Here is a 24,884-nt window from a genome sequence, read left to right as displayed (position 1 = left end):
TAATTTTTATTATGGTGCACAGTGCATTTTGCAATTGCTGGTTGGCGGTGTTGTTGGCGATGAATTATCTGAGTCGTTATCATCGTTACAAGCACTGAGCAAAAGTGCTAAAGACGTAATTAATAGAAGTGAAAGTTTTCGCATTGGTTTTTTCCAAACGGTTTAAATGCGAACTACTAATAAAGTGAAAAAGTGACAGGCAAGTGATGTTTTTATGTCGATTTGATGAAGGCATAAAAAAACGCATCCGAAGATGCGTTTTTAGACAGCGTAAAATTACCAGCCTAAAGCTTCTTGTTGCTTTTTAATGAGCTCGGCAATTCCCTTTTCAGCCATTTCTAACATGTCATTGCTTTGTGCACGAGTAAATGGTTTATCTTCAGCTGTACCTTGAATTTCAATAAATTCGCCTGCTTGTGTCATTACCACGTTTAAGTCAGTTTGACAGTTCGAATCTTCTTCATAGCAAAGATCAAGCAATACTTCGTCTTGATACATACCTACAGAAATTGCAGCAACTAACCCTTTAAGTGGATCATGCTTAATTTTCTTTTGAGACAATAAAACATTCATCGCATCAACTAACGCTACAGCCGCGCCAGTGATTGAAGCGGTACGCGTACCACCATCAGCTTGGATCACATCACAGTCGATGGTAATTGTGTTTTCGCCAAGCTTTTTCAAATCGACCATAGCACGTAAGCTACGTCCAATTAGGCGCTGGATTTCCTGTGTCCGGCCTGACTGTTTACCACGCGCTGCTTCACGGTCGCAACGTGAATGTGTTGAACGCGGTAACATGCCATATTCAGCAGTGACCCAGCCCTGTCCTTTTCCTTTTAAAAACCGTGGAACCGAATTATCGATACTTGCAGTACACAATACTTTGGTATGACCAAATTCAACCAGAACTGAACCTTCTGCGTAACGGGTATAGTTACGTGTGATTTTCACTTCACGTAACTGGTCTAATGCTCTTTGGTCAATACGCATAATGATTCCTTAAAACAATGGCACAAATATAATTGCACCGTAGTATATCTCAATTACACGTACTTTCCCTTTTACTTATTGGTAAAGAGCATCGCTTAATGACTCAAACAATGCTCTATCTTTATTAAGCAGCTTTGCCAAACATGCCTTTCACTGCCTCAACAAAGGTCCGCTTAGTCGCCACCAAACGATCAACCACATTGTCAGGCAAAGAGTGAACAGCCAGACGTTTATACACACTCACAATTTGAGATCCAAAGGGCGCGGTATTGTATTGTTGACCGAACTCTGCACAAACTTCACGTACTTTAGGTGCCATCTCTTGATAGCGGTTGGCAGGTACATCGGGAAACAAATGATGTTCGATTTGATGACTCAAGTTACCACTCAAGAAATGCATAATCTTACCGCCAGTAAAGTTTGCTGAACCACGAATCTGACGTAAGTACCACTCTGCTTTAGTTTCATTATCAATATTGTCAGTGATAATTTCAGAGTCTTCTGTGAAATGGCCACAATAAATCACGGTCGATGCCCAGTAATTACGGATCAAGTTAGCAAAAAAGTTACCAGCCAATACTGGCAGAAACATTGGTCCTGCAATTAGTGGGAACAGCACATAATCTTTACCAAACTGACGTACCATTTTTTTACGTAGATTTTTAGATTCTACATATACTTCTTTCCAAGTTTTGGTGCCATCAAACAACACTTTTTCCATCTCTAGACGTTGCAAAGCTAATAGCCATTCAAAACCCGTTGACAATACAAAACCCATTGGCACGTTGAATAAAAAACGGGTTTCCCACTTTTGCTCACGGCTCATGCGCATCACACCATAACCGCTAATATCATGATCCATGCCAAACACATTGGTATAAGTATGATGCTTATAGTTATGGGTATATTTCCAGTCTTCACCAGTACACACCGTATCCCAGTCATAGGTTGCACCGTTAAGCGTCGGGTCATTTAACCAATCAAACTGACCATGCATCACATTATGACCGAGTTCCATGTTTTCAACGATTTTAGATACACCTAGCATAGCCGTACCTAACAACCATACTGGTGGAATCCAACCACCAAACATCAACATGCCACGTGATGCAATTTCGGTGTAGCGTACAAAATTACGTACTTTATAAATATATTTTGAATCTTTTTCACCGAGATCTTTCATCACTTCAAGACGAATTTCTTCAATACGGCGACCAAAAGCTTCTGTTTGCTCTGGGGTTAAATGTACCGATTTTGATGTTGCTTTAAGTTCTACTGCCATATTCATAATGGTATCCTCAAATCTCTTTTATGTTTGTTTTTATAGATCAATAGTGACTGGGCTTAATGCCTGATTCACACATAACTTAATTGCACGATTTGGTTGATCGTCAATTTCACCTGTTAATATATTCTGGGTGACACCACTGACTTTGGTACACGTACATTGGTTGCATACACCCATACGGCAACCATGCTGTGGACGTAAGCCAGCTTGCTCTGCACTGCTTAATAATGTTGTCGTGGCAATAAAGTTTTGTTGCGAGCGACGAAATACGATGGGTTGTGCTTCATTAGACTGTTCGACTTGAACAGGCATGAAAAACTCTTGATGAAGCTGCGACTGAGCACTTTGCTGCGCATAAATTTCATTTGCCTGTTCCATCATGCCATGGTGTCCACACACATACGTTGCGGTCTGCGCGTAATCAGGAACCAACTTTTGCAATAGGTCTTCAGTTAAATGCTGCTTTTGCTCGGCGGTATTAAAAAAATGATAGTGAAGCTCTGGATGCTTTTCTGCCAAAGCTTTTAGTTCAGCATGAAAAATTTCTGCACGATTAAAATAAATGACATGAATCTGTTTAAGCTGCTGCTTCAAAGCTTGCTGCAAAAGTGAATAAATTGCAGTAATACCACTACCTGACGCAATTAAAATCGCGGGTTGCTGGCCTTGGTGCAAAGTAAACTCACCTTGTGGCTGTGAAATCTCAATGCACTCCCCAACATGCAATCGTTGAGCTGCACTAGACACCAAGCCTTGTACTTTAATACCTAAACAGATTTCACCTTGAGGAGTTACTTTAATAATTGAATAACTGCGCTGTTGGTAAACTCCATCAATAAGTAGCGTTAATAGAATGCTTTGCCCAGCACGTACCTGATCGAACTTAAAATTACGATTCGGTTTAAGCTTAATAAGCACCATATCAGTATGTAGAGACTGAACTGCGATAACTTCTGCAAGTACACGTTTCCAAGCCCAAGTCACGTTAATTTTCTGCAAAACAAAATCAACGAAATCTTCTCGAACCAAATGTGGCTGATAACTGAGTGTTGCGTTCATACGTTCCTCTTTTGTATCTGGCTATTTATTTGAGTGAACACATGTTCGTATAGTGAACATATGTACACTATATTTATAACTGTTCACTCAGTCAACACTTGTTCACTATTTTTTTTATGAAAGTTTGCTCTTTTTTGTTAGACTCTGGCTCACGGTTTAAATAGGTTCTTTTAATGTCGATACGGGATGAACGAAAACAGCAAAGTCGTCAGGCACTTCTAGATGCAGCCTTGCATCTGAGCACGTCTGGGCGTTCGTTCAGTAGTATCAGTTTGCGTGAAGTTGCACGTGAAGTTGGTTTAGTACCGACAGCGTTCTATCGTCATTTTCAAGACATGGATGAACTTGGTAAGGAATTGGTTGACCAAGTTGCCCTACATTTAAAAAGTGTTTTACATCAATTGGGTCAAAGTTATTTACAACATAAATCGACCAAAACACAGACCAGCATTGAGCTATTTGTTCAGGCGGTAAATCATAGCCCTAAGCAGTGGCAATTTATGATTTCCGAGCGTTGGGGCGGTTCAGAAACGGTCCGTGCAGCCATTGCTAGAGAAATCGAATTTCTAATTGAAGATCTAACAACTGATCTGACTAAACTTGAAAATTTTAAACATATTCAACAACCTCAAGACTTAAATGTTCTATCCACTATTTTGACCAACATGTCATTTACATGGGCAATGACGTGGCTCAACCTATCAAAACAATATCAAGGTGAACAGCTCAAGCTGCAACAAACTGCCTTTATTGAAAATGCTTCTACACAAGTTCGCTTACTGTTTAGAGGGATTGCAAACTGGGAACGGTAGAAGCGGCAAATGACAAAAAACAGGTTATGTGGTAATACGTAAAGAGAGAAAGAAAAAGGCTAAAAATTTCGAGAAAAGTCTTTTTCTTTTTACAGGAAGTAAATTATTAGTTAGGCCAAACTGGTGTGGGAATACCTATGAATCTTGATCGTCATACACAGTTTTTGATGCGCAAAGAAAAAATTCTAAGCGTGGCAGAAAAGTTGTTACTAGAAAACAATCAGGAAATTACTCTAGATGAGTTAGTGGCCGAGCTAGATATTGCGAAAGGCACTCTTTATAAGCATTTTAGAAGCAAAAATGAGCTTCTACTTGAGCTCATTATTCAAAATGAAAAGCAAATTTTAGAAATTTCTAAGAAATATAATACAGATTTCAAAGAGTATGCCCCTCATTACATGCTTCACCATTTGCTTACACCTGGAAAAACCATTTTATTGCATCAACTTGAAGAAAATCTGACAATGACAGAGTCTAAGTTGAAGCATCTTTTCGAAGAGCTTTATGAAATCCGCCAACAGCGTATTTTAGCAATTAAAGATATTACAGAAAATTATTTAAAATCATTAAATTATGACATGTCGATTCGTGATTATTTGTCTTATATCTGGTCACTGACTTATGGAGCATCACTGCTTTTAAATTCTACGTATTACCAGCGCTCTATTGGTTCTCGCCAAAAATTAATTAATTTATATATTAATCAGGCATTATCGCTGCCAACTCAAACTGTTAATTTTGATGTTTTAAATTTTCAAATTGAAGATGAAAACCCCAAAAATTAATTGAAATATTTCGTGATAATTAACAAAAAATTGAACATCAATATAAATTTTAATTAAATAAAAATGGGCTTCATATGAAGCCCATTTTTGAAGTAAAGCCTAAACAACTTATTTTGCTTTACGTTCTTTCTCAATTAAATAATTAAGAACTTGAGTAACTTTACCATCTTCACCCTGTACAACATATTTACCATTAACGACAACCGCAGGAACACCTGTTAATTGGTACTGTTGAGCAAGTTTATTTGACTCGGCAACTTTTGCAGTCACGGCAAATGAGTTGTAAGTGCTATTAAATTTCTGTTCAGGAACGCCATAACGAGTAAAGAACTTCGCCGCAGAAGCCTGATCAAAAATTTGCTGACCATTCACCTGAATCGCATGGAACAACGGTAAATGCGTGCGTTTACGTACACCTAATGCCTCAGATGTATAATAAGTACGCGCCCCTTGTTCCCATACTTTGTTCATAGCAGCTGGTGTACGTACAAAACGCACATCGTTAGGAATCTGTTTTAACCACGTTTGCATATGCGGTTCAAGTTTAAAACAGTGTGGACATCCATACCAAAAGAACTCTCGAACTTCGATTTTCCCCGGAACTTCCACTTTGCCTGGATTGGCAATCACGGTGTAGTCTTTACCAGCAACAAAATCTGCTGCCATTGCACTACCCGATACGGCCATAATTGCTGCGCTTAAACCACCCAAAACCAATTTTTTCATTGCTACAGCTTTTCCTCTAAGTTGTTATGCATTAGCTTATGCTCTAAATATAAAACAAATATGCTAAATTCGTTTTGCTTCTGTGAAGTTTTTTATTGGGTTTATCGCTTTTTTCCCAATAATCGCTACACTAACGGCGAACTATATCCAAAAAGATAACCCAAGTTTAGAGGTAGCACCATGTCGCAATTGAATGTTGATTTACAAGAAATCGCAAAGTTTGAAGCACTTGCTGCCAAATGGTGGGATCAACATTCTGAATTTCGCCCACTTCATCAAATTAATCCACTACGTTTAAACTGGATTGATGAACGTGTAGGCGGCCTTGCTGGTAAAAAAGTACTTGATGTCGGTTGTGGTGGCGGTATTTTGGCAGAGAGCATGGCACGTCGTGGCGCAGATGTACTTGGTATTGATATGGGTGAAGCACCGCTAGCTGTTGGCCGTTTGCATGCTCAGCAAGACAATGTTCAAAATATTGAATATCGCCAAATTCCTGTAGAAGAATTAGCACAAGAACAAGCCGGTCAATACGATGTGGTCACTTGCATGGAAATGATGGAACACGTTCCAGATCCAGCATCTATTGTAAGAGCTTGTCAGGCTTTGGTTAAACCAGGTGGACATGTGTTCTTCTCAACCATTAACCGTAACCCAAAATCTTATTTATTTGCCATTATTGGCGCAGAATACGTACTACGCATGTTGCCAAAAGGTACACATGATTATCATAAATTTATTCGACCATCTGAAATGGCACATGACATTCGTAATGCAGGTCTTACTCTAAAAGAAATGACAGGACTGCACTACAACCCACTGACCAAGCATTACTGGTTAGCGCCAAATGTTGACGTTAATTATATGGTTCACACGATAAATACAGGTGCATGATGAAAGCTGTTTTATTTGATTTAGACGGTACTCTTATCGATACGGCTGCCGACTTCATTCGTATTATTCAGCAAATGTGCCGTGATGAAAGACGCCCAGTTGTTGATGCAGATCTCATTCGCACTCAGGTTTCTGAAGGTGCACGTGCGATGGTTAAATTGGTCTATCCAGAGCTGGATGTGGCCAATCCAATTTTCTTGGCGCATCGTCAAAACTTTTTAGATATTTACGGCAATAATATTGTGGTTGATACAGACCTGTTTGAAGGTATGTATCCACTTTTAGAAGAGTTAGAAGCTCAGCAAATTCCGTGGGGTATTGTGACCAATAAACCACGCGGATTAAGTGAATCTCTTTTAGAAAAGTTAAATCTGACCGAACGCTGTGCGGTTTTGGTATGTCCTGAAGATGTCAGTAAAACCAAGCCAGATCCAGAACCAATGTATTTGGCGGCTAAACAGTTAAATATCCCAGCAAATGAAATTATCTATGTGGGTGACCATCCACGTGATATTGATGCTGGTCGCAATGCCGATATGTATACTATTTTGGCTGCATATGGCTATTTACCAATCGAACATCGTGATGATCTCGCTGCATGGCAGGCCGACTCGATTGTAAATACAGTGACAGAATTACACCATATGTTACGTCAAAAGCTTCCTGCTCTACAGGAAAATCAGCGTATGATAAGTTAACATAAGAGTTTTATAGGCTTTTTTAACAGTTGTTTGTTTTATCAATATAAAAAGAAGGAGGTTTACCAATGAAATATTCAGAATACCAACCTCGTCCGGATCTACTCAAAGATCGAATTATTTTAATTACCGGTGCTGGCGATGGAATTGGGCGAGCTGCCGCTCTGACTTATGCCCTACATGGTGCAACCGTTGTACTGCATGGTAGAACCTTAAATAAACTTGAAGTTATTTATGATGAAATTGAAAGCCTAGGTGCACCGCAACCAGCGATTTTACCATTACAACTTTCAAGTGCTTCTGACCGTGATTATGACTTTTTAGTCGATACGCTCGAAAAGCAGTTTGGGCGTCTAGACGGCATTTTACATAATGCAGGTATTTTAGGTGAACGCGTAGAGCTCGCACATTATCCAACCGAAACTTGGGATGATGTCATGGCAGTTAACCTACGCGCGCCTTTTGCTTTAACTCAAGCATTATTACCACTTTTGCAAAAATCAGAAAATGCCTCTGTTGTATTTACCAGTTCAGGTGTAGGCCGTGAAGCACGTGCTTTATGGGGCGCATATTCTGTTTCAAAAATTGCAATTGAAGCGGTGAGCAAAATTTTTGCAGCGGAACATACTTATCCGAATATCCGTTTTAACTGCATTAATCCAGGTGCAACACGTACTGCAATGCGTGCTAAAGCCTATCCACAAGAAGATCCGAAAACACTACCTACACCAGAGTCGATCTTGCCTGCTTATCTCTATTTAATGGGTGAAGATAGCTTGGCGCTCAATGGTCAAAGTATTGATGCACAGGATTAAAAGTTAAAGATGAAAAGCTAAAGAAAATTACAGCCGATCATCAAATCTGGCTTGCCTATACCTGAAAAGATATATTCAAGCCTTTTTTATTATTGATAAAAACTCTTGATCTATCCGTAATTTTAATTGAACCATTAAATGATCTTCACAGTTTCTCTGCATTTTGCGCGTAGAGTATTCAACATGAGAGACATCAGATGTAAACGAGGATGCATCATGAAAAAGTTGTTCACAATCTTAACCCTTTCCATAGCTGTACTCACCACAAGTATGGCAAGCTTTGCTGATCCTCCTTTTGACCGAGGCCATGGCCCGAAAGGTCCTAAAGGTGGAGGACCACGCGGTGAATGGAACGATCGTGGGCCAGGATTTGGACGTGATCATGATGAAGATCGTGTCCGTGACGAGCGCCGTATGCGCGAAGAACGTGGTTTTGAACGGCTTAAACAGCATCGCTGGCAGCCTGGTTATGTTATGCCACAGCACTATCGTGGCAATGGCTATAAAGTTGACTATAAAGATAGTAACTTGCCAAAACCAGACCGTAATCAGCAATGGTACAAAATCAACAATGACTATATTTTAGTCGACACTGATTCTAATAGTATTGTGAGTATTCGTGGTTTTTAAAGCGATAGAACCTCGCTATCGCTGAGCAAAAAGGATAAAGCCTTATGGTTTTATCCTTTTTTTATTACTTATATATTTAAAAAATAAATAGATTTTTATATTTTAATATTTCGTATTTTCTTAATTTCTTCTTATTTCATCATTAGTTTTCACATTTATTCTTCGTAGCCTCCACGATTTATCTGTAATTGTTCACTAATCTTTAGTTATTGAAATTTAATTCATCACTCGAGGTTTACAATGAAAAAATTAACAACAGCGATTGTTCTTTCACTTAGTGGTTTAGTTGCAACAACAGCAATGGCAGCACCAAACGATCATAACCATCATGGCAACTATCAAAACCATGAAGTAAAAACCGTTAAAGTAATTAAAAAAGACGACCATCGTAATGTTTGGCGAGCAGGTCAGGTTGTACCCCGTGAATATCAACACTCACGTTACGTGATTGACTATCGTCAGCATCAAAAATTAACGAAACCAGGTCGCTACCAAAAATGGTACAAGGTGAACGGAAATTATGTGCTGGTAAATGAACAAAGCCATAAAATCATTAGAGTGGTTCACTAATTTAAAAAAAAATTTAAACACCCAAACTTAGATTTGGGTGTTTTTTTATCTAAAACATGCGGCTTTAATCTTTTTTGTTTAGAATCATCTTTATATCTTTTTGCTGTTGATTCGAGATCGGTATGCCAAGCAAGTCTTTAGAAAAGTCGCATAATAACCCCCAGCATTATGTACACTGGTTTCGACATTCAGCACCCTACATTAATGCTCACCGTGATAAAACATTCGTACTGATGTTCGGTGGTGAAGCAGTTCGTCATCCTAATTTCGAACATATCATTCATGATATTGCGTTACTTCATTCTCTTGGTATTCGCTTAATTCTTGTGCACGGTGCACGTCCGCAAATTAATCAAAATCTTAAAGAGAAAGGAATTGAAACCCCTTTTTATGACAACAGCCGTATTACCACACGTGAATCTTTAAGCTGTGTCATGAGTGCGGTAGGCTCTATTCGCCTAGAAATTGAAGCATTGCTTTCTATGGGCTTAGCAAACTCCCCCATGTACGGTGCTCGAATCGATGTCGTATCAGGTAATTTTGTGACTGCTAAACCTTATGGCATTCGTGATGGCATGGATTTCCAGCTTACAGGTGAGGTTCGTTCAATAGACACCGATGCAATTGAACGACACCTTGATAATCATAATATTGTGCTACTGGGGCCAACAGGTTATTCCACTACAGGCGAAGTCTTTAACTTGCGAGCAGAAGAAGTTGCGACCAAAACTGCAACTTATTTAAAAGCAGATAAACTGATTTTTCTTGGGGAGCAACAAGGTCTTCTGAATGAAGATGAACAAATATTACGTGAATTAAGCCCACATCAACTAGACTACTATATTCAACAATATCAAACTATTAGTCCAACACTAACCCTGCATTTGCAACAAGCAAAAAAAGCGTCTTTATCAGGTGTACACCGCGTTCATCTCATTTCCTATGCCTATGATGGCGCCCTTCTCGAAGAGTTATTTACTCGAGATGGTATAGGCACCATGATTACAGATGCGCATTATGAAGAAGTTCGTACCGCCCATATTAAAGATGTGGGTGGTTTAATGAATTTATTGCGTCCGTTGGAAGAAGAAGGCATCTTGGTTTATCGTTCACGTGAACGTCTGGAACAAGAAATCAGCCAGTTCGCTGTTATTGAACGCGACGGTATGATTCTAGCGTGTGCTGCGCTTTATCCAATTCCAACCGAATTTAACGAAACTCGTTCTGCAGAAATTGCCTGTGTTGCAGTACATCCAAGTTATCGTAAATCAAACCGTGGTAGCCAAATTCTGCAATTTCTTGAAGAAAAAGCCAAAGAACAAGGTATTCGTCAGTTATTCGTTTTAACAACGCGTACCGCCCACTGGTTTTTGGAACATGGTTTTCATCAGGTCAGCGTTGATGAATTACCTAATGCCCGTCAGGCACTCTATAACTATCAAAGGAATTCTTTAGTCTTTAAGAAACTGCTTCCCTAGCCTTTGCTCTTTTTAAGATATTCTTATTTCAGATAAGCTTAGTTAAAAAAGTACAACCATAAACGCTATTAATTTATGGTTGTACTTTTTTTAAATCTCTATTTTTAATGTTTTAATATTTTTTATTTTATTTACATCAACTTACTCCTAATTTATTAAATATATTTCTATTAGATAAATCACTTTTTTGCATAAGTTTATAGCCTATTGTTTTTAGCTTTTTTTTGCATAAATAAAGACCGAATACTTATTTTTTCTGAAATAAAAATCCCTTTAGGGTATCTGCTCATCCAATTATTTTTTCTTTTTCTCTTTCGGGGAGCACGAAATCTCATGGCACTTTTCAACACCACTTCATGGGCAAAATATTCAGTCATCGCAGCCAGCCTTGCAGGAGTGATGATGTTAAGTGGTTGTGCCAAAAAAGAGGAACAGGCCACTACAACTTTAAATATTGGCTATCAAAAATATGGCATTCTTCCTATCTTAAAGGCTCGTGGTGACCTAGAAAAAGTACTAAAAGAACAAGGCGTGCAAGTAAAATGGGTTGAGTTTCCTGCTGGCCCTCAATTGCTTGAAGGCTTAAATGTAGGGAGCGTTTCACTCGGTGAAGCAGGTGAAGCACCACCTATTTTTGCTCAAGCGGCCAATCCAAATTTAGTCTATGTCGCAAACCAACCTGCTGCGCCAAAAGCCGAAGCATTATTGGTACAAAAAGACTCTCCTATCCACTCTATTAAAGATTTAAAAGGCAAACGTGTTGCTCTTAATAAAGGTTCGAATGTTCATTACCTATTATTAAAAGTTCTAGAGGCCAACAACTTAAGCTTAAGTGATATTCAACCAGTTTATTTACCGCCATCAGACGCTCGTGCTGCCTTTGAAAAAGGTGCAGTAGATGCATGGGTCATTTGGGATCCGTTCTTTGCAGCAGCTGAACATCAAATTCAAGCTCGAGTTTTAGCGACTGGTGAAAATTTAGTAAGCAATCATCAGTTCTATCTAGCTGACCGTAAATTTGCAGAAAATAATCCAAAAGTTCTCAATACAGTTGTTCAAACTCTTAACCAGACAACTGAATGGGTGAGTTCACATCAGGATGAAGCTGCCAAATTACTCGAAAAACCTACAGCGCTTGAGTTTGATGTACTCAAAACTTCCATTTCACGTATGGGTTTTGGAGTTCAGCCAATCTCTGACAAGGTGGCACAAGAACAACAACAAGTAGCTGATGCCTTTTATGTGCAAAAGCTCATTCCTAACAAGCTCACCATTCAAGACGCCATTTTAAAACTGAAATAAACCCAGCTTGGGCACGGCTTAAATAATCCTATAAATGCTGTGCCTGACCTCAAGGGGAACAAGGATATCAATATGCAACATCAGTCATTATTTAATACGAGTCAGTGGGCACAATTAGCTAAACGCATCAGTGCAGTCGCTGTATTAGGTTTAACAATCGCAGCGCCAGCTTGGGCAATTGATCCAACTGTAAAAGAACTTCGTATTGGTTTTCAAAAAAGCTCGATTAACTTTGCGATTGCCAAACAGCAAAAACTATTTGAACAAGAATTTCCAAATGCCAAAGTGACTTGGAATGAGTTCCCTGCTGGACCACAAATTTTAGAAGCTTTGGCTGTCGGTTCCCTTGATGTCGGAGTTACTGGGGACACTCCTCCAGTCTACGCACAAGCAGCTGGAAAGCCTTTATATTACATTGCTTATGAAGCAGCTAAACCGCTAGCATCAGCAATTTTAGTTCCTAAAAACTCGCAGCTCAAACAACTTAAAGATCTTAAAGGTAAACGTATTGCGCTGCAAAAAGGTTCGAGTTCACATTACTTACTTGTACAAGCTGTACGTAAAGCAGGCCTAAACTGGAGTGATATTACTCCGATCTGGCTTACACCTGCCGATGCTCGCGCAGCATTTCAAAAAGGTGCTGTTGATGCATGGGCCATTTGGGATCCTTACTTCGCTTCAGCACAACTAGAAGATCAAGCTCGTGTTCTTGCATCAGGTAAAGGCTTAAGCCCGAACTATACATTTTATTTAGCAGCTCCAGATTTTGTTAAACAACATCCGAAAGCTGTTTCTGGACTCATCAAACAAATTAATCAAGCTGACAAATGGGTTCAAAGCCATCAAGCAGAAACGGCAACAGCCATTGGCCAAAGCACAGGACTGAAGCCTGCAACCAGTGACTTATTTATTAAACGCCGTCCTCGTCCTTCATCAGCCGCTCCGCTGAACAGCAAAGTGATTGCTGAGCAGCAGCAACTCGCAGACATCTTTACTCAACAAGGCATCATTCCAAAACCAATCAGCATCAAACAAGCTGTTTGGATTGCCAAGTAATTTCAATAGACATATAGGTAATGCACATGAAAATTTTCTGGTTTATTCCTACCCACGGTGATAGTCGCTATTTAGGTACAAGTAAAGGCGCTCGTCAGGTTGACCATGCCTATATGAAGCAAATTGCTGTGGCGGTAGATAATTTAGGTTACGAAGGTGTACTTATTCCAACAGGTCGTTCATGTGAAGATCCTTGGATTACGGCAGCTAGCCTGATTGATGCAACTCAACACCTTAAATTTTTAGTTGCGTTACGTCCAGGAGTAACAACACCAGCATTGGCAGCGCGTATGGCTGCAACATTTGACCGCTTGTCGAATGGTCGAGTGTTACTCAACCTAGTGACTGGTGGTGATGAGGCCGAACTACGCGGCGATGGTTTATATGAAGATCACTCAACGCGTTATCAAACTGCCAATGAATATGTAAAAATCTGGCGTGAAATTTTGACGCGTTCACATACGGGTGAAGCTTTTACATTCCACGGTGAACGCCTACAAGTAGATGATGCAAAACTACTTTACCCACCTGTGCAAAAGCCTTATCCACCACTTTGGTTCGGTGGCTCTTCAGACGTCGCTGTCGATCTTGCAGCTGAGCAAGTCGATACTTACCTTACGTGGGGTGAACCACCTGAAGCCGTAAAACAAAAGATCGAACATGTTCGTGCTAAAGCTGAGGCTAAAGGTCGTAAGTTAACTTACGGCATTCGCTTGCATGTGATTGTTCGTGAAACCAACGAACAAGCTTGGGCAGCAGCGAACGAGCTTATCCAATATCTTGATGATGCAACTATTGCTGCAGCACAGAAAAAATTTGCACAAATGGACTCTGTAGGCCAACAACGTATGGCAGCTCTCCACGGCGGTAACCGAGACAAACTTGAAGTATCTCCAAACCTTTGGGCAGGTATTGGTTTAGTCCGTGGCGGTGCTGGTACAGCACTTGTAGGTGACCCAGAAACAGTTGCTGCCCGCATTCAGGAATATGCTGATTTAGGTATCGATACTTTTATTTTCTCAGGCTATCCACATCTTGAAGAGTCAATCCGTTTTGCAGAGTTGGTCTTCCCGTTATTACCAATCGAAACTCGCGCCAAACTTGCTCAGCCAAATTTAACCGGTCCATTCGGTGAGATCATTGCCAATAACTATGTTCCAGACGAGAAGAAGCAAAATAGTTCCGTCAAGGAGCCTGCATGAGCAAAGACGAAAGTATTGTTTCACGTGGAACAAAACAAATCGGGCAGCGTTTGCTGCCTTGGATTTTCCCAATTGTTCTATTGGTTGTTTGGCAAATTGCCTCAAGCTCAGGTCTTTTAGAGAACCGTATTTTGCCTGCACCGACTGCTGTAGTCTCCGCTTTTTGGCATCTTCTCGTTAGTGGAGAATTATGGCATCACGTTAAAGTAAGTGCTGGTCGCGCTTTGATTGGTCTTTTGGTTGGTGGTGGCTTAGGTCTGCTCTTAGGTTTACTTAATGGCTCTTCACGCTTCGCCTCTACCCTGCTCGATACGACTCTGCAAATGATTCGTAACATCCCAGCATTAGCACTTATTCCACTCGTAATCTTGTGGTTCGGTATTGATGAAACAGCGAAATTATTCTTGGTCGCAGTAGGCGTTTTCTTCCCGATTTATATTAATACCTATCACGGTATTCGGTCAGTTGACCCTCAATTGATCGAAATGGGTAAAAGTTACGGCCTTTCTCGCTGGCAGCTTTACAAAGAAATTATTCTGCCAGGTGCAATGCCTTCTATTTTAGTAGGTCTACGTTTTGCTTTAGGTTTGGTTTGGGTATTGCTCATTGTCGCTGAAACCATTTCAGCTCAAGCAGGTATTGGTTATATGACCATGAATGCACGTGAGTTTTTACAAACAGATGTAGTTCTGGTCGGTATTCTTCTTTATGCCTTACTAGGCAAACTAGCCGATGTTTTAGCCCAGCTTTTAGAACGCTATTTACTACGTTGGCACTCTGGATATCAGAAATAAGGGAGCTTAGAACATGACAAATCTGAATTTAAATATTAATCAGAATGAAGTGCAGTTCATTCCGGAAGAACCAACAGAATCTCAAGAACCTGTATTAGGTGCAGAGATTCTGATTGAGCAACTTTATAAATTCTATGGCGAGGTAAAGGTTCTTGAAGATCTTGACCTACACATCCAGCCTGGTGAGTTTTTAGCAATTGTTGGTCGAAGTGGTTGTGGCAAAAGTACGTTACTACGTTTAATTGCTCAACTTGAAAAAGCCAGTTTTGGAGAAATCAAATTCAAATCTGCTCGACATTTGCGTGAAGGGATTACTAACGATGATATTCGAGTAATGTTCCAAGACCCACGCCTACTTCCTTGGAGGAATATCCTTCAAAATGTTCAACTGGGTTTACCTAAAGCCCAACATGCTTTAGCAGAAGAATTACTGGAAAAGGTGGGTTTAAAAGAAAAATCAGGACAATGGCCTTCTCAACTCTCAGGTGGCCAACGTCAGCGTACAGCCTTAGCACGTGCACTATCGCATACGCCACGCATTTTATTGCTTGATGAGCCTTTAGGTGCATTAGATGCTCTAACTCGGCTTGAGATGCAAAGTTTGATTGAGCGCTTGTGGAAAGAACAAGGTTTTACTGCCATTTTAGTCACACACGATGTAAGTGAAGCAGTGCAATTAGCTGACCGTATTATCTTATTAGATAAGGGCCAGATTGCTCAAAGTTTCCAAGTTAATCTTCCACGCCCGCGTAAAAAGAGCATTACTTTTGCCCAACTTGAACAACAAGTACTCGATGCAGTTTTGGCAACTTAAGATTGCGATGAGTAATCAGAAATGCTCAGCCGAAAAATGCCCAATTTACGAGCAATAAAACTGCTGTTTTATTGCTCTTTTTTAGGGCGAAATTTAAAAAATATTTTTAATAATAACAATAAACTAGTGAATCTCTCTATTTTTTGCACAATAGTATATCTATTACGCAAATAACTAGCCGTTTTTTGATTAAAAAAGCAAGACACCTGTGCACAAATCAAACAATTTCCCTTACAATGGGAGTATTATTTTTTTAATTATGCAGCAGATGGAACAAAAAAAGAGTACCCAAAAGCGCAATCAGCTTCTTGCTGCCGCCCTTGACGTATTTTCAGTCTATGGGTTCACTGGCGCAAGTCTGGATGAAATTGCCCAACTCGCCGACATGCATAAGTCGAATATTTTCTATTACTACGAAAATAAAGAGTCTTTATACGTAGAAGTGCTCACGACCGTTTTACAAAAATGGTTAGCTCCCTTACAAACTCTAGAAGCTGAATTAGAACCAGCTGAAGCCTTATCTCACTATTTAATACAAAAAATCGAACTGTCTCGTAGCCAACCGAAAGCATCTAGATTGTTTGCATTAGAAATCATTCAAGGCGCTCCGCATATTTTACCTATACTCAAAGGACCATTAAAAAAACTATTTAAGCGCAAAGCTAAAGTCATTCAGACTTGGCAAGAAGAAGGAAAGATTTCACCAGATATCGACCCAGAATTATTGATCTTAAATATTTGGGGCCTTACGCAAAACTATGCAGATTTTGCAACCCAAATGGAAATGGTGACCGGAAAAACACTGCGTAACCGAAGCATGTTCCAACGCTCAATTGAGCATACAGTCCACCTAATGCTCTACGGCGTATTGCCTCGTTAAAACCAAAAAAAGATCGGCAAATTTGCCGATCTTTTTTAGAAATGATTTTGATAAAGCGCTAAAAGTTTTTGGGCACCTAATAATAAATTTTCTTCCCAATCTACATGTGCAGTGTCATCTGCACCATCAGTAATATATTTCACCGAAATCAGTCGTACACCTAACTTATGGCAGACTTTGGCTAAGGCATACCCTTCCATATCTACCACATCACAAGCTACTTTTGGCTGCCCCGTTTCAAATGAATCTCCAGTTCCACAAATTGCTTTTGGCAAATCAGCAAAATGTGATTGAAGATGAATTTCAGCTGGCAAGTGATCATCTAACGGCGTTACACCTACTTCAAATCCTAACGGTGAAACATCCATATCACGTTGTACAAAAGTTTTTACTTCGACCAAATCATGTCGATTAAACGCAGAGCTTCCAGCTGTACCTAGATTAATTAAAGTTTTACAGCCAGTTTTTTGAATAACCTCAAATGCTTTAAAGGCAGCATTAATCTTACCAATACCACTGTAATGGACTTCAACACCTGCCTGCTCAAACAAACCTTTAGATTCATTAGGAAGTGCCATAATTAAAGCAATATCAGTGTTCATTCAAAAAGCTCAAATCAAAATTAAATAAATTAGAAAATAAGTATAAATCAGGTGCAAAAGCTTTTTGCACCTTTTCATCATTACTGCATTTTTTGTTGTAAGGCGATTAAACACGGAGAAAAGAACAGTTGGCCGCTATATGCGCCTGCTAGCGTTTTCTTCATTACCACGCCCCACATTGTCAATAATAAAAGACTCAATGCCACAGCAACGTATTGTAAAAATACAATTTCAACCTGATACCCTAAATTAAACAGTGCAAGAATAAATACGCCTAATGGAAAGGTTAAGCCCCACCAACCCAAATTGAATGGGATACCTGTCTTTGCGTGACGAAGCGTTGTTAAAATTGCAAGACCCAGCCACCATAACCCAAAGCCTAAAAGCACGAGACTGCCCACAATTCCTAAAGCTTGAAAGACATTCGCAAATTGTTCAAATCCTACGTTTGGCGCCACTCTTTGGGCCTGCTCTCCTAACAACAAGAGACCTAAAGCACCTGTACCAATCGGTCCTAAAGACAACCAGCTAGAAATTGCGACTTCTTTTTCCGGTAACTGATGTAAAGCCATACGCAGCATTAAAATTGTCAAAATAGCGAATGCGGGTAAAACAGAAATCCCCCAAAGTACGTAGCCCGCCATTAATAAATGAAAGCTATGCAAATCTGCTGGTAAATGAGCTACTAACATGCCCGCAGAACTTGCTGCTACTTCACATGCAACCACAGGTAAAAGCCAGATTGCAGTCATGGTATGTAGCTGATGGTTCTGACGGCTAAACATACAAAACGGTACGATCCACGCAATTGCTAGTGCTAAAAAGACATCCATGTACCATAAAGCTTGAGCAATATGTATCGCAACTTCACCGTAAAGCCCCACACCGAAGCTTAAAAAGCCATTTAGTATTGTAGCGAGCCCCATTGGAATAGCGCCTAAAAACAAGCTCATATTGGGATGGTTAAATATTTGCTTCGCTTCATGAGGGAAAAGAAACCACCGCAATAAATAAAGAACTGAAAAAACGCTGAATAAAACAATATTAAATTGCCATAACAAAGTTGCTAACGTGAATAAAAATGATTGAGCAAATGGAAGCTGAATTAAAATCATACTGACCACGCCAGTACCCATAGTCGCTGTAAACCAATTTGGAGTAAAATGTCGTATAACATCTTTGCTATGATTTAATTGGTAAAAGGGTTTTTTCATTTTAGTTCTCTAATCAAAGAGTGGATAAAGATATAGTAGAGCAAACCATTAATAAGAAAAATTGATTTATTTTTATTTAATTCATCAATATTTTAGATATACAAATATTCATGTTGAAAAATAACTGAGTAAAAACACAACAACAAGACGAATCTGTGAGATTATGGCAATATATAGCCCTTGCAAAAATAGCCATATTTTAAGTTCATGAAACTGCTTCGTCTTAATGCGTTATCGCCCAATTTTCAGTTACCTCAAACAGCGGTAACTATTGGTAATTTTGATGGTGTCCATTTAGGTCACCAAGCGATGATTGCTCAACTCAAAAAAATTGCTGCAGCACAAGGCTTAAAAACATTGGTTATGATTTTTGAGCCACAACCTCTTGAATTCTTTAAAGGCTACGATGCGCCTCCTCGTATTAATTCACTACGAGAAAAAGTTGAATACCTAACTGAGCTTGGGGTTGATTACATTGCAGTTGCTAAATTTGATCAGCATTTCCGTAGTATGAGCGCGTCTGCCTTTGCAGACTTATTAAAAGATAAATTAAACGCGCAGTCTTTAGTTTTAGGAGATGATTTTCATTTCGGTAAGGACCGTCAAGGCAACAGCGAATTTTTAAAAGATTACGGATTTGGGGTCACAAATTTACATACGATTGAACTTGAAGGTGAACGCGTAAGTTCAACTCGTATTCGCCAAGTGCTTCAGGTAGGAAATCTTGCCTTAGCTGCTAAATTATTAGGTCGTCCTTACAGTATTACTGGACGAGTTCAATATGGCGACCAGATTGGCCGAACTCTCGATTTTCCAACGATTAATGTTCGCCTCAACCGCCATAAGCCATGTTTAAATGGGATTTATGGTGTTGAAGTCATTTGTGAAACAACCTCACTTACTCAAAAAGTGCGTCAAGATACACCCGAAAAACCAGGAATTGCCGGATATCATGATAACAGCCTCTATGGCGCAGGACATGTCGGTACACGTCCAGCCATTCAGCAAGAACATCCAGAGTGGAGATTAGAAGTACATTTCCCTGATGTTTCTGCTAATCTGTATGGCTTATTTATGCGGGTGACTTTCCTTCACTATCTTCATGGTGAATTGAACTACCCTTCGCTTGAGGCACTTAAGGCAGGAATTGATAATGACGTGCAGCAGTTACGACAATACCGTAACGACACGACACAATTTCCTTTTTAATTCGAATTTTGATTGTAAAACATGTCGGCTCCCTAGCTGATTAAACTGGATGAAAACTTGCATGAGCGATAAGCAAACTCCTGAGAATGCAGTGGACTACAAAGCCACGCTAAACCTGCCGGATACTCAATTTGCAATGAAAGCAAATTTGGCAGTACGTGAAGTGAAATGGTTAGAAGAGTGGTATACCGACAACATTTATCAGCAGATTCGTGCATCGCGTATTGGCAAGAAAAAATATATTTTGCACGATGGCCCTCCATATGCGAACGGTACAATTCACTTAGGTCACGCAGTCAATAAAGTACTCAAAGACGTGATTGTAAAAAGCCGTACTTTGGCAGGTTTTGATGCACCTTATGTTCCAGGTTGGGACTGTCATGGCTTGCCAATTGAGCTAAAAGTTGAAGAAAAAGTAGGTAAAGTTGGCGAAAAAGTTGATGCAGCGACCTTCCGTAAACTTTGCCGTGAATATGCTCTAAAACAAATTGATTTACAGCGTACTGACTTTAAACGTCTTGGTATTTTAGGTGATTGGGATAATCCTTATCTCACCATGAACTATAAACAAGAAGCCGATATTGTTCGTACTTTAGGCTTAATCCAGAAAAATGGTCATATCCAGCCGGGCTTAAAGCCAGTGAACTGGTGTATGGACTGTGGTTCAGCACTTGCTGAAGCTGAAGTTGAATATGAAGATAAAAAATCTGATGCAATTGACGTTGGTTTTGGCGTTGTAGATCTTAAAGATTTAAGTGCCCGTTTAAACGTAGAAGTTCAAGATCCAACTGATATTGTGATCTGGACGACTACGCCGTGGACATTACCAGCTAACCAAGCGGTTGCATTGCATGCCGAAATTGAATATCAATTGGTACAAGTATCTACTGAGCGCGGTAAGCAAAACTTCATTCTTGCTAAAGACTTAGTTGCTTCAGCAATTGAACGTTACAAGCTTGAAAACCCAGGTGTTTTAGCTGACTTTACAGGTTCAGCTCTTGAAAACCTTACTTTACAACACCCTCTACTTACTGATCGTCAAGTTCCAGTGATTTTGGGCGAACACGTTATTGCAACAAGCGGTACAGGTGCAGTACATACAGCGCCTGGCCATGGTGCAGACGACTATAAAGTAGGTCTTCAATACAACCTTAAAGTAGATAATCCAGTCGGTGGTAACGGTGTTTATTTACCAACTGCTCCAATCTATGCTGGTGAACACATCTATAAAGCCAATCCAAAGATTATTGAAGCTTTGGGTGCTGTAGGCCGTTTATGGGCTCATCAACCAATTAAACACAGTTACCCACACTGCTGGCGCCATAAGACTCCTATTATTTTCCGTGCTACACCACAATGGTTCATTAGCATGGATCAAAAAGGCTTACGTGAAGGCGCGCTTAACGCGATTGAAAACGATATCGAGTTTGTACCGAACTGGGGTAAAAACCGTATTGAATCAATGATTGAAGGTCGTCCGGACTGGTGTATCTCACGTCAACGTACTTGGGGTGTTCCAATTCCTTTCTTCGTTCATAAAGATACGAATGAATTACATCCCCGTACACCTGAACTCATCGAAGAAGTTGCTCAACTGATCGAACAAGAAGGCATCGAAGCATGGTTCAAACGTGAAGCAAAAGACTTCATAGGTGAAGATGCTGAACAGTACAACGCCGTCCGCGATACACTCGATGTATGGTTCGACTCTGGTACAACACATTACGCTGTACTTGAGCAACGTGAAGAATTAGAAAGCCCTGCTGATTTATATTTAGAGGGTTCAGACCAACACCGTGGTTGGTTCCAATCTTCTTTATTAACGTCTATGGCAATCCACAATCGCGCACCATATAAAGCCTTGTTAACACATGGTTTTACAGTGGATGAAAATGGTCGTAAGTTGTCAAAATCTTTAGGCAACTACATTCCGCTTGAAGAAATCATCAAACAGCTTGGTGCTGATGGTTTACGTCTATATGTAGCTTCTAGCGACTATCGCTATGAAATTGCAGCGTCTAAAGAAATCTTTAACCGTGTAAGTGATAGCTACCGCCGTATTCGTAATACGCTACGTTTCTTGCTTGCGAATCTAAATGGTTTCAAACCAAGTACAGATGCTTTAGCAGTAGATGACCTCATCGCTCTAGATCAATACATCTTGCAACGCGCGAATGAAGTACAACAAACCATTATCACTGCTTACGAAGAAATGAACTTCCATGTAGTGTGTAGCGCGTTAACAAGCTTCTGTATTAATGACTTAGGTGGTTTCTACCTAGACATTATCAAAGATCGCCAATATACGACTAAGGCTGACTCACAAGCACGTCGCTCTGCACAAACAGCGCTTTATCATATTGTCCAAGCATTTATCCGTTGGATGAGCCCAATCTTAAGCTTTACCGCTCAAGAAGCTTGGCCACTGATTCCAGAACAAACTGAAAAGTATGTATTTACTTCAGAATGGTATGACTTGCCTGTTTCATCAAAAGCAAACTTACTTTCTGAAGAAGATTGGCAAACATTGATTAGCGTAAAATCTGCAGTAAATAAACAGATTGAAGCAGCTCGTAACGCTAAACTTGTCGGCAGTAATCTTTCAGCCAAAGTTGAACTTTGGGCAAATGAATCATTACAAACAGTTTTAAACCAACTGGCTGATGAACTCCGTTTTGTTCTTATTACTTCTCAAGTAGTAGTACATCCATTTGCTGAGCAAGGTGAAGCAACTGAAATGGAAGGCTTACGTGTACAAATATCTGCAGCTGAAGGTGAAAAATGTGCACGTTGCTGGCACGTCCTTCCAGATGTAAATACACATGCCGATCATCCTGGTTTATGTGGTCGTTGTATTGTGAACGTCACTGGTCGTGGCGAAGTGAGAAAATATGCCTAATTCACAAGCTAAAAAAGGCTTATTCCAGTTTTATCCACACAATCTCATTTGGCTTGGACTCTCTGTCCTTGCCATTGTTTTGGATCAATGGACAAAATGGATTGCAAGTACACATCTGAACTACGCAGATCCAGTGCCTGTGCTTCCATTTTTAAACTGGACACTATTACATAACTATGGTGCAGCCTTTAGCTTTTTATCAGATGCAGGAGGATGGCAGCGCTATTTCTTCACATCTTTAGCAGGCTTAGTTTCAATCCTTTTTGTATTTTGGTTGCTTCGTATGCCTAAAAAAATAGTGGTGCTACCTGTAGCCATCGCTTTAATTTTAGGTGGAGCTTTAGGCAATTTAATTGACCGTATTACCCTAGGTTATGTAGTCGATTTCATTCATGTTTATTACCAAAATCATCACTTTCCAGCTTTTAACATTGCGGACAGTGCTATTACCTTAGGTACCATCTTGCTACTCATCGATACATTCTTCCTTGAGAAGCAACGCAACCAAAATTCGGATGCATAATATGACCGAAATTATCCAACCTAACGAAGAAATTCGTATTACAGACGGCTCTAAAGTCGATCTACACTTTTCTGTCGCTATTGAAAATGGTGTAGAAATCGATAATACACGTAACCGTGAAGAACCTGTTACCTTGACTATTGGTGACGGAAATCTTTTACCTGGCTTTGAAAAAGCATTATTTGGTTTACGTGCTGGAGACCGCCGTACAGTGCATCTTCCACCAGAAGATGCATTTGGCCCATGGAATCCAGAAAATATTCAAACTTTCGATACAGTTAAGTTTGAACAACGCCCTATTCCTGGTCATATGATTGAGTTTGAAGATAAGGCAAAAACAACTTTATTCGGCGTAGTGAAGTCAGTTAATGATGACATTACAGAAATTGATTTTAATCACCCGTTAGCTGGGAAAAACATTACCTTTGAAGTAGAAATATTCAAGGTTACTCCTGAAGGCCAACAAGGCATTAAACTCATGTAAATAAAAAAGCCCTCTCAATGAGGGCTTTTTTATTATCCAATTTTTTTCATAACATAAGAATCCTTACAAATTCTATATTCTCAGCTCCCCATGTAATGAATTAAGTTATAAGTATAAAAATCCTTGGGAAAAATACATGCTGGTCTATATTGTCGTGGGAAGTGTTCGTGAAGGACGTACAGCAATTAAAATTGCCAATTGGGTAGAATCAACAATTCCAACATTGGGTCTAAACGATTTCCAAACCGAAGTAGTCGATTTAAAAGAATGGGATTTACCTCTATTTTCAGGATCTCATCCACCTGCTACCGGAATTTATGATCAACCTAAACAACAAGAATGGGCAGACAAAATTGCTCAAGCAGATGCTTTTATCTTTATTAGCCCAGAATACAACCATGGTTACAGTCCAGCTCTAAAAAATGCTCTGGACTATGTAGGCAAAGAATGGAGTGGTAAACCAGCTGCATTTATTGGTTATGGCTCAACGAATGGTTCTCGATCTATTAGCCAAATACGTCAAGTCACCTCAAGTTTAAGTATCATTGATCCCAATGCTGTAATAGAGATACGAGATATCTTTAAACGCAATAAAGATGAAAAATTCGAAGCTAATGAGTTTGAAGTAAAAGGGCTTCAATCAATTGTTGAGAAACTACAGAAATATCACTTATCTTAAATTTAAAAAAGGCCTCTACAAACAAAATAGAGGCGTTTTATTTTTATAAGCTTTTTAAATAATTTACTACGTCTATATTACCAGCCATTTCTGCAAGCTGTAGCGCTGTATATTCGCTTTTATAAGCGACTTGAGCACCTTTTTCTACCAAGAGTTTAACTATCTCTAAATGATCATTTTCAGCAGCTGCTTGCAAAGCACTATAGCCTTCATCATCTGCCTGATTGGGATCTTGCCCTTCTAAAAGCAATTGCTCTACCTGATCTAAGTCCCCCAAAGAAGCCCAATAGACTAATTCAGGAAGAGAGAGTTCTTCATTATCTTCAGGTAATGAAGAGAAAGAATTAATTTTCACGTAAATACCTAAAAATAAGAAAATTCAGCGTTATTATATTCATAGAACATGCTTGATATGCAAATCTGATTTTAAAGCTGTATTTTCATTAAGCTAAACTCTTCAATTAATTCAATTCATGCA

27 protein-coding genes are annotated in these 24,884 nt (G+C 39.6%); 19 read left to right on the top strand and 8 right to left on the bottom strand.

The window, feature by feature from the left end; translation table 11 throughout:
* Window positions 1-9: 9 nt before the first annotated feature.
* From I7H67_RS19785 to I7H67_RS14740, 4 genes are all read right to left on the bottom strand, one after another.
* A complete protein-coding gene (locus I7H67_RS19785; RefSeq protein ID WP_262409250.1) occupies window positions 10-144 on the bottom strand; it encodes a hypothetical protein in 135 nt (44 codons plus the stop codon).
* A 132-nt stretch (window positions 145-276) separates the two neighbouring features.
* The gene (rph, locus tag I7H67_RS14750) at window positions 277-993 is read right to left on the bottom strand and encodes a ribonuclease PH (RefSeq protein WP_004795487.1); all 717 of its coding nucleotides are present in this window, start codon (window positions 991-993) and stop codon (window positions 277-279) included.
* Window positions 994-1,117: 124 nt separating this feature from the next.
* Window positions 1,118-2,281: a fatty acid desaturase family protein gene (locus I7H67_RS14745; RefSeq protein WP_013199275.1), complete on the bottom strand. Its 1,164-nt coding sequence runs from the start codon at window positions 2,279-2,281 to the stop codon at window positions 1,118-1,120.
* A 33-nt stretch (window positions 2,282-2,314) separates the two neighbouring features.
* Window positions 2,315-3,340 (bottom strand): ferredoxin reductase, encoded by a 1,026-nt coding sequence (locus tag I7H67_RS14740; protein ID WP_198308175.1) that lies wholly within the window; start codon window positions 3,338-3,340, stop codon window positions 2,315-2,317.
* Between the two features lie 173 nt (window positions 3,341-3,513).
* Here I7H67_RS14740 and I7H67_RS14735 point away from each other — a divergent pair, with 173 nt between their 5' ends.
* Window positions 3,514-4,152: a TetR family transcriptional regulator gene (locus I7H67_RS14735; RefSeq protein WP_005308931.1), complete on the top strand. Its 639-nt coding sequence runs from the start codon at window positions 3,514-3,516 to the stop codon at window positions 4,150-4,152.
* A gap of 137 nt (window positions 4,153-4,289) precedes the next feature.
* Window positions 4,290-4,937 carry a TetR/AcrR family transcriptional regulator gene (locus I7H67_RS14730; RefSeq protein ID WP_005037677.1) on the top strand — a complete coding sequence of 216 codons (648 nt, stop codon included), beginning with the start codon at window positions 4,290-4,292 and terminating at the stop codon, window positions 4,935-4,937.
* 108 nt (window positions 4,938-5,045) lie between these two features.
* Here the strand turns inward: I7H67_RS14730 and I7H67_RS14725 are convergent, their stop codons facing one another.
* Window positions 5,046-5,663, bottom strand: coding sequence for a thiol:disulfide interchange protein DsbA/DsbL (locus I7H67_RS14725; protein ID WP_049838330.1), 618 nt, complete (start codon window positions 5,661-5,663; stop codon window positions 5,046-5,048).
* A 180-nt stretch (window positions 5,664-5,843) separates the two neighbouring features.
* On the opposite strand from I7H67_RS14725, the gene ubiG reads away from it, so the two are divergent.
* From ubiG to I7H67_RS14665, 12 genes are all read left to right on the top strand, one after another.
* The gene (gene ubiG / locus I7H67_RS14720) at window positions 5,844-6,557 is read left to right on the top strand and encodes a bifunctional 2-polyprenyl-6-hydroxyphenol methylase/3-demethylubiquinol 3-O-methyltransferase UbiG (protein WP_003655787.1); all 714 of its coding nucleotides are present in this window, start codon (window positions 5,844-5,846) and stop codon (window positions 6,555-6,557) included.
* Window positions 6,554-7,255: an HAD family hydrolase gene (locus I7H67_RS14715; RefSeq protein ID WP_107882287.1), complete on the top strand. Its 702-nt coding sequence runs from the start codon at window positions 6,554-6,556 to the stop codon at window positions 7,253-7,255. Before ubiG ends, I7H67_RS14715 begins: the two co-directional genes overlap by 4 nt.
* Window positions 7,256-7,323: 68 nt before the next feature.
* A complete protein-coding gene (locus tag I7H67_RS14710) occupies window positions 7,324-8,070 on the top strand; it encodes a YciK family oxidoreductase (RefSeq protein WP_004795498.1) in 747 nt (248 codons plus the stop codon).
* A 216-nt stretch (window positions 8,071-8,286) separates the two neighbouring features.
* Window positions 8,287-8,700: an RcnB family protein gene (locus tag I7H67_RS14705; protein ID WP_004795500.1), complete on the top strand. Its 414-nt coding sequence runs from the start codon at window positions 8,287-8,289 to the stop codon at window positions 8,698-8,700.
* Window positions 8,701-8,940: 240 nt separating this feature from the next.
* Window positions 8,941-9,270: an RcnB family protein gene (locus I7H67_RS14700; RefSeq protein ID WP_004640333.1), complete on the top strand. Its 330-nt coding sequence runs from the start codon at window positions 8,941-8,943 to the stop codon at window positions 9,268-9,270.
* A gap of 122 nt (window positions 9,271-9,392) precedes the next feature.
* Window positions 9,393-10,748, top strand: coding sequence for an amino-acid N-acetyltransferase (argA, locus tag I7H67_RS14695; RefSeq protein WP_107882288.1), 1,356 nt, complete (start codon window positions 9,393-9,395; stop codon window positions 10,746-10,748).
* Window positions 10,749-11,081: 333 nt separating this feature from the next.
* Complete coding sequence (locus tag I7H67_RS14690) at window positions 11,082-12,050, top strand: sulfonate ABC transporter substrate-binding protein (RefSeq protein ID WP_013199282.1); 969 nt, start codon at window positions 11,082-11,084, stop codon at window positions 12,048-12,050.
* A 72-nt stretch (window positions 12,051-12,122) separates the two neighbouring features.
* Window positions 12,123-13,106, top strand: coding sequence for a sulfonate ABC transporter substrate-binding protein (locus tag I7H67_RS14685; RefSeq protein WP_013199283.1), 984 nt, complete (start codon window positions 12,123-12,125; stop codon window positions 13,104-13,106).
* A gap of 26 nt (window positions 13,107-13,132) precedes the next feature.
* Window positions 13,133-14,308: an FMNH2-dependent alkanesulfonate monooxygenase gene (gene ssuD / locus I7H67_RS14680; RefSeq protein WP_005071784.1), complete on the top strand. Its 1,176-nt coding sequence runs from the start codon at window positions 13,133-13,135 to the stop codon at window positions 14,306-14,308.
* The gene (gene ssuC, locus I7H67_RS14675) at window positions 14,305-15,102 is read left to right on the top strand and encodes an aliphatic sulfonate ABC transporter permease SsuC (protein ID WP_005308906.1); all 798 of its coding nucleotides are present in this window, start codon (window positions 14,305-14,307) and stop codon (window positions 15,100-15,102) included. Before ssuD ends, ssuC begins: the two co-directional genes overlap by 4 nt.
* 13 nt (window positions 15,103-15,115) lie before the next feature.
* The gene (locus I7H67_RS14670) at window positions 15,116-15,916 is read left to right on the top strand and encodes an ABC transporter ATP-binding protein (protein WP_198308174.1); all 801 of its coding nucleotides are present in this window, start codon (window positions 15,116-15,118) and stop codon (window positions 15,914-15,916) included.
* Between the two features lie 259 nt (window positions 15,917-16,175).
* Entirely contained in the window at window positions 16,176-16,796 is a 621-nt protein-coding gene (locus I7H67_RS14665; protein WP_013199284.1) for a TetR family transcriptional regulator C-terminal domain-containing protein, read from the top strand.
* 35 nt (window positions 16,797-16,831) lie between these two features.
* Here the strand turns inward: I7H67_RS14665 and I7H67_RS14660 are convergent, their stop codons facing one another.
* Both I7H67_RS14660 and I7H67_RS14655 read right to left on the bottom strand, forming a co-directional pair.
* Window positions 16,832-17,398, bottom strand: a complete 567-nt coding sequence (locus tag I7H67_RS14660; RefSeq protein ID WP_013199285.1) for a 5'-nucleosidase — start codon at window positions 17,396-17,398, stop codon at window positions 16,832-16,834.
* Window positions 17,399-17,478: 80 nt separating this feature from the next.
* On the bottom strand, window positions 17,479-18,612 hold the full coding sequence (locus I7H67_RS14655; protein ID WP_198308173.1) for a TDT family transporter: 1,134 nt from the start codon (window positions 18,610-18,612) through the stop codon (window positions 17,479-17,481).
* 207 nt (window positions 18,613-18,819) lie between these two features.
* Here I7H67_RS14655 and ribF point away from each other — a divergent pair, with 207 nt between their 5' ends.
* From ribF to I7H67_RS14630, 5 genes are all read left to right on the top strand, one after another.
* Complete coding sequence (gene ribF / locus I7H67_RS14650) at window positions 18,820-19,821, top strand: bifunctional riboflavin kinase/FAD synthetase (RefSeq protein ID WP_005308893.1); 1,002 nt, start codon at window positions 18,820-18,822, stop codon at window positions 19,819-19,821.
* Between the two features lie 61 nt (window positions 19,822-19,882).
* A complete protein-coding gene (gene ileS, locus I7H67_RS14645) occupies window positions 19,883-22,720 on the top strand; it encodes an isoleucine--tRNA ligase (protein ID WP_198308172.1) in 2,838 nt (945 codons plus the stop codon).
* Window positions 22,713-23,243, top strand: a complete 531-nt coding sequence (lspA, locus tag I7H67_RS14640; RefSeq protein ID WP_198308171.1) for a signal peptidase II — start codon at window positions 22,713-22,715, stop codon at window positions 23,241-23,243. The genes ileS and lspA overlap by 8 nt, the downstream gene beginning before the upstream one ends.
* 1 nt (window position 23,244) lies before the next feature.
* Window positions 23,245-23,727 carry an FKBP-type peptidyl-prolyl cis-trans isomerase gene (locus I7H67_RS14635; RefSeq protein ID WP_004640310.1) on the top strand — a complete coding sequence of 161 codons (483 nt, stop codon included), beginning with the start codon at window positions 23,245-23,247 and terminating at the stop codon, window positions 23,725-23,727.
* 136 nt (window positions 23,728-23,863) lie between these two features.
* On the top strand, window positions 23,864-24,406 hold the full coding sequence (locus I7H67_RS14630) for an NADPH-dependent FMN reductase (RefSeq protein WP_151823193.1): 543 nt from the start codon (window positions 23,864-23,866) through the stop codon (window positions 24,404-24,406).
* Between the two features lie 43 nt (window positions 24,407-24,449).
* On the opposite strand, the gene I7H67_RS14625 is transcribed toward I7H67_RS14630, so the two are convergent.
* Window positions 24,450-24,761 carry an ankyrin repeat domain-containing protein gene (locus I7H67_RS14625; protein ID WP_198308170.1) on the bottom strand — a complete coding sequence of 104 codons (312 nt, stop codon included), beginning with the start codon at window positions 24,759-24,761 and terminating at the stop codon, window positions 24,450-24,452.
* Window positions 24,762-24,884: the final 123 nt, after the last annotated feature.

The sequence above is a fragment of the Acinetobacter sp. ACIN00229 genome (assembly GCF_016106645.1).
GTDB lineage: Bacteria > Pseudomonadota > Gammaproteobacteria > Pseudomonadales > Moraxellaceae > Acinetobacter > Acinetobacter oleivorans.
The sequence above is the reverse complement of the archived record's forward strand: the minus strand, read 5'-3'. Positions and strand labels throughout refer to the sequence as shown.

Coding starts and splice junctions, on each gene's coding strand:
- I7H67_RS19785 (WP_262409250.1), bottom strand. CDS start 144: ATGCGAAAACTTTCACTTCTATTAATTACGTCTTTAGCACTTTTGCTC.
- rph (WP_004795487.1), bottom strand. CDS start 993: ATGCGTATTGACCAAAGAGCATTAGACCAGTTACGTGAAGTGAAAATC.
- I7H67_RS14745 (WP_013199275.1), bottom strand. CDS start 2,281: ATGAATATGGCAGTAGAACTTAAAGCAACATCAAAATCGGTACATTTA.
- I7H67_RS14740 (WP_198308175.1), bottom strand. CDS start 3,340: ATGAACGCAACACTCAGTTATCAGCCACATTTGGTTCGAGAAGATTTC.
- I7H67_RS14735 (WP_005308931.1), top strand. CDS start 3,514: ATGTCGATACGGGATGAACGAAAACAGCAAAGTCGTCAGGCACTTCTA.
- I7H67_RS14730 (WP_005037677.1), top strand. CDS start 4,290: ATGAATCTTGATCGTCATACACAGTTTTTGATGCGCAAAGAAAAAATT.
- I7H67_RS14725 (WP_049838330.1), bottom strand. CDS start 5,663: ATGAAAAAATTGGTTTTGGGTGGTTTAAGCGCAGCAATTATGGCCGTA.
- ubiG (WP_003655787.1), top strand. CDS start 5,844: ATGTCGCAATTGAATGTTGATTTACAAGAAATCGCAAAGTTTGAAGCA.
- I7H67_RS14715 (WP_107882287.1), top strand. CDS start 6,554: ATGATGAAAGCTGTTTTATTTGATTTAGACGGTACTCTTATCGATACG.
- I7H67_RS14710 (WP_004795498.1), top strand. CDS start 7,324: ATGAAATATTCAGAATACCAACCTCGTCCGGATCTACTCAAAGATCGA.
- I7H67_RS14705 (WP_004795500.1), top strand. CDS start 8,287: ATGAAAAAGTTGTTCACAATCTTAACCCTTTCCATAGCTGTACTCACC.
- I7H67_RS14700 (WP_004640333.1), top strand. CDS start 8,941: ATGAAAAAATTAACAACAGCGATTGTTCTTTCACTTAGTGGTTTAGTT.
- argA (WP_107882288.1), top strand. CDS start 9,393: ATGCCAAGCAAGTCTTTAGAAAAGTCGCATAATAACCCCCAGCATTAT.
- I7H67_RS14690 (WP_013199282.1), top strand. CDS start 11,082: ATGGCACTTTTCAACACCACTTCATGGGCAAAATATTCAGTCATCGCA.
- I7H67_RS14685 (WP_013199283.1), top strand. CDS start 12,123: ATGCAACATCAGTCATTATTTAATACGAGTCAGTGGGCACAATTAGCT.
- ssuD (WP_005071784.1), top strand. CDS start 13,133: ATGAAAATTTTCTGGTTTATTCCTACCCACGGTGATAGTCGCTATTTA.
- ssuC (WP_005308906.1), top strand. CDS start 14,305: ATGAGCAAAGACGAAAGTATTGTTTCACGTGGAACAAAACAAATCGGG.
- I7H67_RS14670 (WP_198308174.1), top strand. CDS start 15,116: ATGACAAATCTGAATTTAAATATTAATCAGAATGAAGTGCAGTTCATT.
- I7H67_RS14665 (WP_013199284.1), top strand. CDS start 16,176: ATGCAGCAGATGGAACAAAAAAAGAGTACCCAAAAGCGCAATCAGCTT.
- I7H67_RS14660 (WP_013199285.1), bottom strand. CDS start 17,398: ATGAACACTGATATTGCTTTAATTATGGCACTTCCTAATGAATCTAAA.
- I7H67_RS14655 (WP_198308173.1), bottom strand. CDS start 18,612: ATGAAAAAACCCTTTTACCAATTAAATCATAGCAAAGATGTTATACGA.
- ribF (WP_005308893.1), top strand. CDS start 18,820: ATGAAACTGCTTCGTCTTAATGCGTTATCGCCCAATTTTCAGTTACCT.
- ileS (WP_198308172.1), top strand. CDS start 19,883: ATGAGCGATAAGCAAACTCCTGAGAATGCAGTGGACTACAAAGCCACG.
- lspA (WP_198308171.1), top strand. CDS start 22,713: ATGCCTAATTCACAAGCTAAAAAAGGCTTATTCCAGTTTTATCCACAC.
- I7H67_RS14635 (WP_004640310.1), top strand. CDS start 23,245: ATGACCGAAATTATCCAACCTAACGAAGAAATTCGTATTACAGACGGC.
- I7H67_RS14630 (WP_151823193.1), top strand. CDS start 23,864: ATGCTGGTCTATATTGTCGTGGGAAGTGTTCGTGAAGGACGTACAGCA.